We start from the raw sequence: 13,253 nt of genomic DNA on the forward strand, positions 1-13,253 counted from the left end.
TCTACATCCCCGCCCGCGTCGAAGAGGCGGGCGCGCGGCCGTGCGCCCACTGATCTCACCCCCTCAAATCCCCCTCTCCGCTCGCATGAAACACGTGCAACGCACCTCCGAGGTGCGTCGCACGTTGTGCTCCGCCCGCCCGACGCTGAAGCATCGGGCTGAAGGGGCGAAGCCCTGCGGGCTATCAGCGAGCGTAGGGCAGATTTCCATACCTGCCCTCTGCCTTCGGCGGCTATGGAAAGCCGCCCTACGTGTCTGTTCCCCCTCGCCGCTGGCGACGGGGGCACAGCCTGCCGCCCCTGCGCGATACGTGCGGCGCGACTACCACACCCCCGGTACGAGCCGCCAGCGGACTCGGGCGGCATATTCGGCGTAGCCGGGGAGTTCCTCTTGGAGCGTTCGGTCCTCCAGCGCCGTGCGAATCACGACGATCAAATTCGTGAGCGCGGCGGGGATGAACGCCCACCATGAGCCCAGCACCAGCGGCGTGCCCCAATACGTCAGCGCCGCGCCCATGTAGCCCGGATGCCGCACGAGGCGGTACGGTCCGCCGGTAACCACCGTGTGGCCGTTCGCCGCGTTCACACGCACAACCGGCGCGAAAAAGCGGTTGGCGATGACCGCCCAGTCGGACAGGGCGTAGCCGATCCCCAGGAGAACGAAGCCCGCGACGATGAGTGCCGGCGACATCGGAGCCGACCAACCGAAGCGCCTGTCCAGCCCCGCTACGAGGAACATGGCCATCGGGCCGAGTCGCCCCACAATCAACGCCAGTGGGATGTCCCACCGTTTGGCTCCGGCCTGCTCCACCGTCGTGCGCTGGCGGAGCAGCGCGGGGTCCATGCGCGGGACGACGATGAGCGTGTTGGCCGCCGCGGTGCCGATGTAGGCCCAGCCCATCGGCCAGCGGAGCGTTCCCGCGGACAGAAACAGGACGACCGCGAACAGGGCGACGGCGACGAACGCCTTCGCCAGCGAAGCCCAGAACTTGCCGTTTCGCTGTGACCTCTCGCTCATGTCCCCTTTATGTACGCAAAGAATCTGTTCGCGTCATCTCTGCGGTCTCTGCGTTCTCGGTGGTGAGTCTCCCTACTCCACGTTCGCGATGACGCGACGACGCCGGAGACGCAGGCCCTGCACCTTCCACCCGCCCTCGCCGCCGACGCGGATGTCGCGCCGCAGGAATCGCCACCAGGCCAGGAGCACAAACGCAACCCCCACGCCCATCAGCCAGGCGAACCACTCCCAGTTCATGCCTCTGGCCGCGAGGCCGCCCTGGTAGTACTTCATCGGGAGGTATTTCGCAACTTTCGCTACATCGGGACTCAACTCGGCCATGCCGTTGATGAGGAAACTGGCGGCCAACAGCCCGCCGGCCACCGAAGCCGCCAGCCGCTGCGAGGGCAGCACCATGCTGAGGAACAGCGCCAGGCCGCCGAACAGGAGCAGCATCGCCAGCAGCGACAGATTGGGGAGCCACATCTCGCCCCAGCCGATGTTCATGTACGTAGACCACTGCGCCCCGATCATCGTGCCCAGCCACATGAGCGTTACAATCCCCAGCAGGACGACCACGAACCCGAGGACTCGCCCGAAGAACAGGCCTGTCCGTCCGATGGGATGCCCCATCAGCAAATCCAGAAATCCCTTCTCCTCGTCGCCCGCCAGGAGGGCGCTGCCCGCCAGCACGGCATAGATGCCCAGCACCAGCGGCATGTAGGAGTAGAGTTCCATGTTGATGAACGCTTCGGGCGAGAAGAAGTCTGACGAGCCGCCGAAGAAAGCCCAAATCTCCTTCGGATAGGCTGCAAACAGTTTCTCCAGCATTTCTTTCTGCTCGGCCAGCGTGTCGTAGAACGACGTGAGCCACATGCTGAGCAGGCCCAGCGAAAGGCCCCAGCCCAGGATGGCCCCCTTGGACCGCGCCACCGTATGCTTGAACAGGGTCAACATCGTCCAGCCCTCCTTGTCTCCGCGGTGCAGCGCCTTCTACACGGCATGCCGCGCTTCGGCGGGCCGCCTGCGTGCGGGGCGCATCCGCGCGGGCAGGGCCATACCCCAGCCACCCTCGCCGGCCACGCGGATGTCGCGGCGCTCAAACCGCCACCACGCCAGCAATACGAATGCCGCCGCAGGCACGACCAGCCCCACAATCCAGCCAACGTTCAGGCTGAAGGCCGCCTGGCCGCCCTGATAGTACGTGAACGGCGACAGTTTGGCGATGCCCTTCAGGTCTGGGGCCAACTCGGCCATGCCCTTGACGAAGAAACTTGCCACAATGAGGAACGCCACGGCCGACGAGGCCATGCGCCGCGATGGGAGCAGCATGCTCAGGAGCAGCCCCAGCGACCACCACAGCACCACCGCTGCCAGCACCGACACCATAGGGCCGATCATCTGCGTCGGCGTTACCTGGAGCGATGTGCGGTCCATGCCGACTACCAGGCCCGCCCACATGAGGGCGACGATGAGGACCATGGCCACGAGAGCCGCCAGTGCCTTTCCGAAGAACAGGGCCTTGCGGCTCACGGGGTGCGCCAGGATCAGGTCCAGCAGCCCCTTCTCCTCGTCGCGCGCCAGCATGGCGGTGCCCGCGCCCACGGCGAAGACACCCAGGATGGCCGGCATCAGCGAGAAAAATTTGACGTCCAGAAACCTGTAGGGCGTCAGCGAGGCGATGTCAAGGCCGAAGAAGGTGAACAGTTCCTGCGGGAAGTACTCCATGGCCTGCCGCAACTGCGCCATCTGCGCCTCAAAGGAACTGAAGACCGACGAGAAGTAGGCCCCCAGCAGCCCAAGCCCGAGGCCCCAGCCCAGGATTCGCCCCCGCATGTGAGCCAACTCGTGCCGGAAGGTCGCCCACATGTTATTCCTCCGTCTTGTGGCTGTTGCGCTCGTCCTCGTAGTAGGCCAGGAAGATCTCCTCCAGCGACGGGCGCTCGGTCTCAAAGTCTACCACCGGGAAGGCCGCCACCGCCTTGAGCAGGCCGTCCATCTCGCCCTCTACCTGGAGCGTTACGGCTCGGCCGTCGTCGCGCTTGAGCAGGGCCACGCCGGGCACCTGCAACAGCGGCGCGGGGTCCACGTCGTGGCGGAACTGGATGCGCACGCGGCGCATGGAGCGGTGGATGAGCGACTGGACGCCCGCCACCTCCACGATCTTGCCGCGGCGGATGATGCCCACGCGCTCGGCCACGGCCTGCACCTCGCTCAGGATGTGCGACGAGAAGAAGACGGTCGCGCCGTTGCGCTTGGCCTCCACCAGCAGGCGGAGCACCTCCTGCTGCATCAGCGGGTCCAGGCCGAAGGTCGGCTCGTCCAGCATCAGGAGTTCGGGCCGGTGCATGAGGGCCTGGATCACGCCCACCTTGATCTTGTTGCCCTTGGACAGATTGCGGATGGGGCGCTTCAGGTCCAGGTCCAGGCGCTCGGCGAGTTCGCGGACGTAGGTCCAGTCGGCCTTGCGGCCGCGCAGTTCGTTCAGGAAGCGCAGTTGGGCCTCGCCGGTGAGGTTGTCGTCCAGTTGCAACTCGCCGGGGAGATAGCCCGTGCGGGCCTTGACGGCCACGGGATCGACCTGGGGGTTGATGCCCAGCACGCGGATGCTGCCGCCGTCGGGGCGGATCAGGTCCAGGGCGCAACGGATGGTGGTAGTCTTGCCCGCGCCGTTGGGGCCCAGGAAGCCGAAGATTTCGCCCTGTTGCACCTCCAGGTCTATGCCGCGAAGGGCGCGCACTTTGCCGTAAGACTTGGTAAGCCCGTGGATTGCGATTGCGGGTTGGTTTTCCATACGCCCCTCCTCAGGATGCGATGTGCGCCGAAGCGCGCGACGGATGTACAGCGGCGCACGCCATGCGGTCTGCTCCAGCCATGTGGACCATCCGGCGAGACATCGCCCGCAAAGCGCCGACACTTGAATATCATATCCAAAACAGTCAGGGGCGCAAACCGCGGCGCTGACCCCATTGTGGAAACAAGAGATGGGCTAGTTGCAACGGAACACGTCCCAGAACATGAACTCGCGGGCGACTTCTACTACATCGGTGGGAAGCAGGTCATTGCCGTTCGCCAGCGCCCAGAGCCACACCAACTCGTCCGGGGCAGGCTCAAAGCGGGCCTCGCCGAGCCAGTCGCGCGCCAGGTGGACGGCCACGAGGTGGAGGTCGCGCCTGTCCGCGTACAGCACCAAGTCCATGAGAAAGTTGATCTGCTCTTGCGTCATCTCTGCTTCATGCCGAGGTGGGGGCTTTTCCCTGTGCAGGGCTCAACCTTAACATAACGTTTCGCGTCGCGCGGACACGGGCGCATTATATACGATTTGCGCGGGAGCGAAAATATGGGATCCGAGGATGTGGCATTTGGTCGCATGGCTGCCCGACGCGGAAGCATCGGGTTGAAAGGGCGAAGCCCTGCGGGCTGGCGTGGGAGACTCCTGGGGTCCGGCGCCGTGGGGCTCTGCGTCGTCGGCGCGGGGGTTTAGTCACGCGGGCGGACGCCAAGTTTCACCGCGGAGGGCGCAGAGCCCGCAGAGGATGAAGGGTTTGGTCGCATGTTCGCCCGACGCTGAAGCATCGGGCTGAAGGGGCGAAGCCCTGCGGGCTGGCGTGGGAGACTCCTGGGGTCCGGCGCCGTGGGGCTCTGCGTCGTCGGCGCGGGGGTTCTCGCCGCCGGGGGCGGGTTCGCGTGCAGGGGCAACGCATGCGTTGCCCCTGCCGAAGGCCAACGGCCAACGCCTCACGTAACAATCGTCGGGTACAGGCGCGCGCCGATTCCCACCAGCGCCGCCACCACCGCGAACAGCACCAGAAAGTCCACGCCCAGGCCGAACCCGCTGACACCCCCCGCGAGCATCAGCGCGCGAAGGGCGTCTACCTGGTACGACAGGGGATTGACGCGGGAGATGACCTGAAGCCAGCCGGGCATGATGGCGATGGGGTAGATGGCGTTGCTGGCGAAGAACAAGGGCATGGTGAGCACCTGGCCGATGCCCATGAAGCGCTCGCGGGTCTTCACCAGGCAGGCGATGATGAGCGAGAAGGTGGAGAAGATGGCCGCGCCCAGCATCACGGTCAGGAGCACGCCCGCCAGCGCCAGCGGGTGCCAGTTGACGCGGACGCCCAGGATGAGCGCCAGCAGGTAGATGAACAGGCCCTGCACCAGCCCGCGCACGCCTGCCGACAGCGCCTTGCCCAGCACCAGCGCCGTCCGCGGCGTGGGGCTGACCAGGAACTTGTGCAGGATGCCCAAATCTCGCTCCCAGATGACCGAGATGCCGTAGAAGATGGAGATGAACAACACGCTCTGGGCCAGGATGCCCGGCGCCATGAAGTCCAGGTAGCGGATGTCGCCCGTGGGGATGGCCCGCACCCGCGTGAAGACCTGGCCGAACACCAGGAGCCAGAGGGTGGGCTGGACCGCACGCGTGAACAACTCCGTCGGGTCGTGGCGGAGTTTGCGGGCATCCAGTTCGGCGATGACCAGCACCTTGTACACGAATCGGCCCAAGGCAGCCAGCGGGTAGCGGCGGGCTTGAAGGTGATCAGCCAAGCCGGCGTGCAGTGCGCCTCTCTCGGACAGTCTCACGGTAGGTTCCTCCCGAATCCAGGGTGCTGCCGGCGTAGTGCACGAAGACATCGTCCAGGGTAGCGCCGTTGCCGCCGATAGAGGCCTTGAGTTCGGCGGGCGTGCCGATGGCGACGACGCGGCCCAGGTGCATGATGGCCACACGGTCGCAGAGACGGTCGGCCTCCTCCATCAGGTGCGTTGTGAGCAGGATCGTGGTGCCGAATTCGCGGCGCAGTTTCTCCAGGTGGTCCCAAATGGCGCGGCGGGCGTTCGGGTCCAGGCCCACCGTCGGCTCGTCCAGGAACAGCACCTTGGGGTGATGCAGGAGCGACTGGGCGATTTCCAGTCGGCGGATCATGCCGCCGGAGTAGGCGCGCACCAGTTTGTCGGCGCTGTCGCCGAGGCCGACGAAATCCAGGGCGGCACGCACCCGCTTCTTCTGCTCGGCGTGGGGGATGTCATACAGCCTGGCGAAGATGAGCAGGTTCTCGTAGCCGGTCAGGGTGCCATCGGCGGAGACCATCTGGGGGACATAGCCGATGGCGCGGCGGACGTCGGCGGGCTGGCGAATGATGTCGTAGCCGGCCACGCGCGCCCCGCCCGATGTGGGGGGCAGCAGGGTCGTGAGCATCTTGATGGTGGTGGTTTTGCCCGCGCCGTTGGGCCCCAGAAGGCCGAACATCTCGCCTGGCTCAATGGACAGGTTCAGCGCGTCCACGGCGGTGAGCGTTCCAAACCGGCGTGTCAACGATTGGGTCTCAATGATCGCCATGGGGTCGCCTCCGATCAGCGCCCGCCGGCCCGAAACAGGGTGCGCAAAGCCCGCATCGCGGATATCACGGCGGCCCGGCTGTCGCCGTCCAGCCGCGCCAGCGTCTCGGCCAGGTGGGCCTGCGTGCTTTCCAGCGCCGAGTCCAAGATGGCCTCGCCCGCCGGGGTAACCGTGAGCACGACGCGCCGACGGTCGGTCTGGCTATCCTGACGGGCCAGCAACCCCCGCGCGACGAGGCCATCCACCAGTTTGGAGGCCGACGGCGGGGTCAGCCCCAGGTGGTCGGCCACCTGCGACAGGGAGGCGCCGGGTGTGCGCCTGAGGAACAGGAGCGCGCGGAACTGGGGCACCGACAGGTCGGGCGTGCGATGGCTGCGCATCTCGGCGCGGATGGCGCGCATGACAAGGGGAACGACGTCCAGCACTTCGCGAGCGCACTCCTCGGGCGAAGGCGTCATTTTGTTCACCTTTCTTATTGTTAGATAGTCTAATTATATACGGCGTCGGGGGAGATGTCAAATGGGCGTGGATGTCCACACGTGCGGGGCTGAACCCCGGCGCTGGGGGTGCGTTCGGATCGCGAAGGGCACGAAAGGGCGCGAAAGGCGCGAAAATCGGGGACGCGCGGATGCCCACACGCGCGGGGCTGAACCCCCGCGCTGAACGAACGAAGCCCCTTTCGGGGCTGGGGACAGCCTGCAGGGCTTTGCGCTTTCGGCCCGATGCTTCAGCGTCGGGCGAACCCACACACGCGAGGCTGAACCCCCGCGCTGAACGAACGAAGCCCCTTTCGGGGCTGGTGATAGCCCGCAGGGCTTTGCGCTTTCAGCCCGATGCTTCAGCGTCGGGCGAACCTGCACACGCGGGGCTGAACCCCCGCGCTGAACGAACGAAGCCCCTTTCGGGGCTGGGGACAGCCCGCAGGGCTTTGCGCTTTCGGCCCGATGCTTCAGCGTCGGGCGAACCTGCACGCGCGGGGCTGAACCCCCGCGCTGGGGGTGCGTTCGGATCGCGAAGGGCACGAAAGGGCGCGAAAGGCGCGAAGATCGGGGACGCGCGTCTCTTACTCTACGCATACGCTGCTCTAACCCTTTTCTTACGTTTGGTGCGTATATTAGCAGCAGAGGCGCATGCAAGCGTATGCGCCTGCCTGGACTCATATCGGATTTATGGAGGGAGAAGTATGCGGTTTGATCGCTTTACGCAGAAGGCGCAAGAAGCCGTTCTGGAAGCCCAGAACCTGGCGCAAGAATACAATCATTCCCAGATTGACGCCGAACACCTGCTCAAAGCCCTTGTGGAGCAGGAGGGCGGCGTGGTTCCGTCTGTGCTGGACAAAATCGGGGTGGATCGCGCGTTGCTGGCGCAGAGCGTGGAGCAGGAGTTGGCCCGTAAGCCCCGGGCCTACGGCGGCGCGACGCAGGTGGGCATGTCGCGGGTCCTGGCCGGCATCCTGGAGGAGGCCGAGAAGATCGCCGAGAACATGCGCGACGAGTACACGTCCACCGAGCACTTGCTGATGGCCATGGCCCAACCGCAGGCCGGGCCTATCCGCGACTTGCTGGCGAGGCACGGCGTGGACTACGGAGCCATCATGCAGGCGCTGGCGGGCATTCGCGGCTCCCAGCGCGTTACCAGCCCCAACCCGGAGGCACAATACGAGGCGCTGGCGAAGTACGGCCGCGACCTGACGGACGAGGCCCGCAAGGGCAAGTTGGACCCCGTCATCGGCCGCGACGAGGAGATTCGCCGCGTGATTCAGATTCTCAGCCGCCGCACCAAGAACAACCCCGTGCTCATCGGCGAGCCGGGCGTCGGCAAGACGGCCATCGTGGAGGGCCTGGCGCAGCGCATTGTGCGCGGCGACGTGCCGGCCACGCTCAAGGACAAGCGCGTCATCGCGCTGGATTTGGGCGCGTTGGTCGCGGGGGCGAAATATCGCGGCGAGTTTGAGGAGCGGCTCAAGGCCGTGCTCAAAGAGATTCAGACGGCGGAGGGGCAGATCATCCTGTTCATTGACGAGATGCACACGCTGGTGGGGGCGGGCGCTGCCGAGGGCGCCATGGACGCCAGCAACATGCTGAAGCCCATGTTGGCCCGTGGCGAACTGCACGCCATCGGCGCGACGACGCTGGACGAATACCGCAAGCACATTGAGAAGGATGCGGCGTTGGAGCGCCGATTCCAGCCCGTCTTCGTGGACGAGCCGAGCGTGGAGGAGACCATCTCCATCCTGCGCGGCTTGAAGGCGCGCTACGAGGTGCATCACGGCGTGCGCATCACCGACAGCGCCGTGATCGCGGCGGCCACCCTGTCGCACCGTTACATTTCGGACCGCTACCTGCCCGACAAGGCCATTGACCTGATAGACGAGGCGGCCAGCCGCCTGCGCACCGAGATTGACTCCAAGCCGCAGGAGATTGACGCCATAGACCGCGCCATCATGCAACTGGAGATTGAGCGCGAAGCGCTGAAGAAGGAGAAAGATGCGGCCAGCCGCGAGCGTCTGGAGGCCCTGGAGAAAGAACTGGCCGACCTGCGCGAGAAGAGCGCGCAGTTGACCGTGCGCTGGAACGCCGAGAAAGAGGCCATCTCCCGCGTCCGCCAGATCAAGAGCGAGATAGACAAGGTGCAGGTGGAGATTGAGCAGGCCGAGCGCAACTACGACTTGCAGAAGGCGGCGGAACTCCGCTATGGCCGACTCAACGAACTCAACCGGCAACTGGCCGAGGCTGAGGCTCGCCTGCGCGAGTTGCAGGTTGGCGGCGCGTTGCTCAAGGAAGAGGTGGACGCCGAGGATGTGGCGCGGGTCGTGAGCCAGTGGACCGGCATACCGGTAGCCAAGTTGCTGGAAGGCGAGGTGGAGAAGTTGATCCACATGGAGGAGCGGCTCCATGAGCGGGTGGTGGGCCAGGACGAGGCCATTCGCGCGGTCTCGGCGGCGGTGCGGCGGGCGCGCGCCGGCCTGCAAGACCCGAATCGCCCCATCGGATCGTTCATCTTCCTGGGGCCGACGGGCGTGGGCAAGACCGAACTGGCCCGCGCGTTGGCCGAGTTCCTGTTTGACGACGAGCGCAACATGGTGCGCATTGACATGAGCGAATACCAGGAGCGGCACACGGTTGCCCGTCTCATCGGCGCCCCGCCTGGGTACGTGGGCTACGAGGAGGGCGGCCAGTTGACCGAAGCGGTGCGCCGCCGTCCCTATAGCGTCGTGCTGTTTGACGAGATTGAGAAGGCGCACCCGGAGGTCTTCAACGTCCTGCTCCAGGTGCTGGACGATGGGCGGCTGACGGATGGGCACGGGCGCACCGTGGATTTCAAGAACACCGTCATCATCATGACCAGCAACATCGGAAGCCAGTACATTCGCGACCTGGTCGGCGACGAGCAGGCCATGCGGCGCAAGGTCATGGAGGCCATGAACGCGCACTTCCGGCCCGAATTCCTGAACCGCGTGGACGAAATCGTGATCTTCCATGCGCTGACCCGCGAGCACATGAAGCAGATCATTGAGATTCAGTTGCGCAACCTGCGCCGTCTGTTGAGCGGGCGCAAGATCACCCTGGAGTTGACAGATTCGGCCAAAGAGCGGATTATGGAAGAGGGATACGATCCGGTGTACGGCGCTCGCCCGCTGAAGCGGGTGTTGCAGCGGCGAATCCAGGATCCGCTGGCCACCAAGATACTCCTGGGCGAGGTGCGCGACGGGGATCACGTGGTGGTGGATGCCGACGGGGGCGAACTCGTGTTCACGGTTGTGGCCCCGGAGGCAAGCGAAGTTAGGGAGCAAGTATAAGCAAAGGAGAGGGATATGTTGGCAACGCTGAAGGGTTTGGAGGATCAGGCTCAGGGCCTGTTGGCGAAGATACCGGAGGAACTGCCGATTCTGCCGCTGCGGAATACGGTGGCGCTTCCGTTTGCGATGATCCCGCTGGCGGTGGGGATACCGCGGTCGGTGCGGCTTGTGGAGGACGCGCTGGCGGGCAATCACCTCATCGGCCTCATGGCGATGAAGGAGCCGGAGATAGAGGAGCCGCTGCCGGGCCAGATTTACGAGGTCGGCACGGTGGCGTACATCCATCGGGTCATCCGCGGCGATGACGGCGACCTGCAGGTCATCGTCCAGGGCCTTGAGCGCATCAGGATTGACGTGTGGACGGCGACCAGCCCGTACCTGAAGGCGCGGGTGTCGGTGGCGCCGGACATCGTGGAGCCCGAATCGGTGGAAACCGAGGCGCTGCGCCGCACGCTGTTGCAGGTGGCGCGGGAGGTCATCAACCTGATGCCCAACCTGCCCAAGGAAGTGGCGCTGTTCCTGGAGCAACTGGAGAACCCGCGCCATCTGACCTACATGATCGCGGCCAACACGCGCATGGACATGAAGGACATGCAGCAGTTGTTGGAACTGGACCGCCTGAACGACAAGATGCGGCGGCTCATCTCGCATCTCACGCGCGAGAGGGAACTGCTGTCGCTGGGCCAGAAGATCACCGAGGACGCGCAGGAGGAGATGACCAAGCAGCAGCGCGAGTATTTCCTGCGCCAGCAACTGGAGGCGATCCGCCGCGAACTGGGCGAGACCGATGAGGCGGTGGCCGAGGCCGAGGAGTACCGCAAGAAGATTGAGGCGGCGGGCCTTCCCGAAGAAGCGTACAAGGAGGCCATGCGCGAACTCAAGCGCCTGGAGAAGATGCCGCCTCAGGCCGCGGAATACTCGGTCATCAAGACGTATCTGGACTGGCTGGTGGAACTGCCCTGGTCCAAGTTGAGCGAGGACAACCTGGACATAGAGAACGCGCGCCGCGTGCTGGATGAGGACCACTACGACTTGCAGGAGGTCAAGGATCGCATTCTGGAGTACCTGGCGGTGCGCAAACTCGTAGCCGAGCGCGGGGTTGTCCCCGACGAGGCCGAGAAGGCCGACGCGTCGGAGGCGATGGGCGCCATCCTGTGCTTCGTGGGGCCGCCTGGCGTCGGCAAGACGAGCCTGGGCCGGTCCATCGCCCGCGCGCTGGGGCGGCAGTTCACCCGCATGAGCCTGGGCGGGATGCGCGACGAGGCCGAGATTCGCGGGCACCGTCGCACCTACATTGGCGCCATGCCGGGCCGTATCATCCAGGCCATCAAGCGCGCCGGCACGCGCAACCCGGTCTTCATGCTGGACGAGGTGGACAAGATCGGCATGGACTGGCGGGGCGACCCGTCCAGCGCGCTGCTGGAGGTGCTGGACCCGCAGCAGAACCATGCGTTCCGCGATCATTACCTGGACGTGGATTTTGACCTGAGCGATGTCATCTTCATCACGACGGCCAACCTGCTGGATCCGATTCCGGAGCCGCTGCGCGACCGCATGGAGATCATCCGGCTGGACGGCTACACCGAGTACGAGAAGGTGCGCATCGCCGAGCAGTTCCTGATCCCGCGCCAGCAGAAAGTGAACGGCCTGCGCGAAGGCGAAGTGCGGTTCACCGAGGAGGCCATCAAGACCATCATCCGCGACTACACGCGGGAGGCTGGCGTGCGCAATCTGGAGCGCGAGATCGGCAGCGTGTGCCGCAAGGTGGCGGTGGAAGTGGCCGGCGGCAAGATCACCGACGGGATTGAGATCACGCCGGAGCGCGTGCGCGAGTACCTGGGCAAGCCCAAGTACTTCTCGGATGCGGCCGAGCGCACCGAAATCCCCGGCGTGGCGACGGGCCTGGCGTGGACGCCCGTGGGCGGCGATGTGCTGTTCATTGAGGCCACGAAGATGCCCGGCAAAGGCGGCCTGACGCTGACCGGCCAGTTGGGCGACGTGATGAAGGAGTCGGCGCAGATCGCCTACAGTTACGTGCAGGCGAAGGCCCACGAACTGGGGATTGACTCTTCGCTGTTTGAGAAGAGCAACCTGCATATCCACGTGCCGGCTGGAGCGGTGCCGAAGGATGGGCCGAGCGCAGGCGTGGCGATGATCACGGCCATCACGAGCCTGCTCACCAATCGGCCCGTGCGCGCCGACGTGGGCATGACGGGCGAGATCACGCTACGCGGTCAGGTATTGCCCATCGGCGGCGTGAAGCAGAAGGTGCTGGCGGCCCACCGCGCCGGGCTGAAGGTGGTCATCCTGCCCAAGCGCAACGAGGCCGACCTGGACGACATTCCGGAAGACGTCCGCAAGGAGTTGGAGTTCGTTCTGGTGGAGCGGGTGGACGAACTGCTGAAGGCGGCCCTGCGCCCGCCAAAGGAGCAGCCGGAGGCCGAGCCAGAAGCCGAGCCCGAGGTTGTGCCCGAGGCGATCTGACGCGACCGCAGGCGTCGCCGGCGCTGCCCGGCGCACCGAGAAGATGACAGGTGCGGCGTGTGCGACGTGGCGATTGTGATGGACGACATGAGGCCCCGCTCCCTGATCGTGGCGGAACTGGAGGAGCGGGGCCTGCGCGTTTGCGCGTGGCCCACGGCGACCGAAGCGCTGCGGAGCCTGCTTACGGGCGAGGTGAAGGCCCGTGTCATCGTGCTGGACTTGGGGCATGATGCGGGCCTGTCGCCGGAGCAGGCGCTGCGGGTGGCCCGGGCGCTGGACGGCCGCCAACTGATCCTACTGGTGAGCGCCTACGGGGGCGAGCGCTACGCGGATGCGCGCCGCATCGCCTTCCGGACGCTGGTGCGGCCATTTCGGGTTGGGGATGTGGTGCAGGCGGTGGCAGCGGCGCTGGGGGGGGCCTTCTGAAAGCCTATCCGCCCACCATGGCGCGAAGACCGTCGCAGAATACTCGAAAACTCCTGGATTTGTTACGTTCCGGACGCATATGTGCAGATATACTCCGGGCAGCGCCAATCTTGTCCAGACCGCCGCGGTGGTAGCCAGCTCGCTGCAATTCTCGCTCCAAGGCTTCCCAGGTGCCGCCCTGGATGCTGTCAGGGTTGCGATAGCGAG

The 13,253-nt window shown here is 65.6% G+C and carries 12 protein-coding genes; 3 read left to right on the plus strand and 9 right to left on the minus strand.

The annotated features are described in order from the left end of the window. Positions 1–321: 321 nt before the first annotated feature. From H5T65_11840 to H5T65_11875, 8 genes are all read right to left on the minus strand, one after another. Positions 322–1,017: an isoprenylcysteine carboxylmethyltransferase family protein gene (locus H5T65_11840; GenBank protein MBC7259926.1), complete on the minus strand. Its 696-nt coding sequence runs from the start codon at positions 1,015–1,017 to the stop codon at positions 322–324. A gap of 72 nt (positions 1,018–1,089) precedes the next feature. Further along, positions 1,090–1,953, minus strand: a complete 864-nt coding sequence (locus H5T65_11845) for an ABC transporter permease subunit (GenBank protein MBC7259927.1) — start codon at positions 1,951–1,953, stop codon at positions 1,090–1,092. 36 nt (positions 1,954–1,989) lie between these two features. Then, positions 1,990–2,865, minus strand: a complete 876-nt coding sequence (locus H5T65_11850; protein ID MBC7259928.1) for an ABC transporter permease subunit — start codon at positions 2,863–2,865, stop codon at positions 1,990–1,992. A 1-nt stretch (position 2,866) separates the two neighbouring features. Then, complete coding sequence (locus tag H5T65_11855) at positions 2,867–3,790, minus strand: ABC transporter ATP-binding protein (GenBank protein MBC7259929.1); 924 nt, start codon at positions 3,788–3,790, stop codon at positions 2,867–2,869. A gap of 195 nt (positions 3,791–3,985) precedes the next feature. After that, the gene (locus H5T65_11860) at positions 3,986–4,222 is read right to left on the minus strand and encodes a hypothetical protein (GenBank protein MBC7259930.1); all 237 of its coding nucleotides are present in this window, start codon (positions 4,220–4,222) and stop codon (positions 3,986–3,988) included. Between the two features lie 512 nt (positions 4,223–4,734). Further along, entirely contained in the window at positions 4,735–5,634 is a 900-nt protein-coding gene (locus H5T65_11865; GenBank protein MBC7259931.1) for an ABC transporter permease, read from the minus strand. Beyond that, positions 5,540–6,337 carry an ATP-binding cassette domain-containing protein gene (locus H5T65_11870; GenBank protein MBC7259932.1) on the minus strand — a complete coding sequence of 266 codons (798 nt, stop codon included), beginning with the start codon at positions 6,335–6,337 and terminating at the stop codon, positions 5,540–5,542. Before H5T65_11870 ends, H5T65_11865 begins: the two co-directional genes overlap by 95 nt. A gap of 14 nt (positions 6,338–6,351) precedes the next feature. Then, positions 6,352–6,795, minus strand: coding sequence for a MarR family transcriptional regulator (locus tag H5T65_11875; protein ID MBC7259933.1), 444 nt, complete (start codon positions 6,793–6,795; stop codon positions 6,352–6,354). Positions 6,796–7,520: 725 nt separating this feature from the next. On the opposite strand from H5T65_11875, the gene clpB reads away from it, so the two are divergent. The 3 genes from clpB (at position 7,521) to H5T65_11890 (ending at position 13,046) form a co-directional block, all read left to right on the plus strand. Continuing rightward, the gene (clpB, locus tag H5T65_11880) at positions 7,521–10,136 is read left to right on the plus strand and encodes an ATP-dependent chaperone ClpB (protein ID MBC7259934.1); all 2,616 of its coding nucleotides are present in this window, start codon (positions 7,521–7,523) and stop codon (positions 10,134–10,136) included. A 15-nt stretch (positions 10,137–10,151) separates the two neighbouring features. Then, complete coding sequence (gene lon, locus H5T65_11885; protein MBC7259935.1) at positions 10,152–12,620, plus strand: endopeptidase La; 2,469 nt, start codon at positions 10,152–10,154, stop codon at positions 12,618–12,620. A gap of 66 nt (positions 12,621–12,686) precedes the next feature. After that, positions 12,687–13,046: a hypothetical protein gene (locus H5T65_11890; protein MBC7259936.1), complete on the plus strand. Its 360-nt coding sequence runs from the start codon at positions 12,687–12,689 to the stop codon at positions 13,044–13,046. Positions 13,047–13,050: 4 nt separating this feature from the next. Here the strand turns inward: H5T65_11890 and H5T65_11895 are convergent. After that, on the minus strand, positions 13,051–13,253 hold a 203-nt coding region (locus H5T65_11895), incomplete at its 5' end, for a DUF4276 family protein (protein MBC7259937.1).

Source organism: Chloroflexota bacterium, from assembly GCA_014360805.1.
GTDB lineage: Bacteria > Chloroflexota > Anaerolineae > DTLA01 > DTLA01 > DTLA01.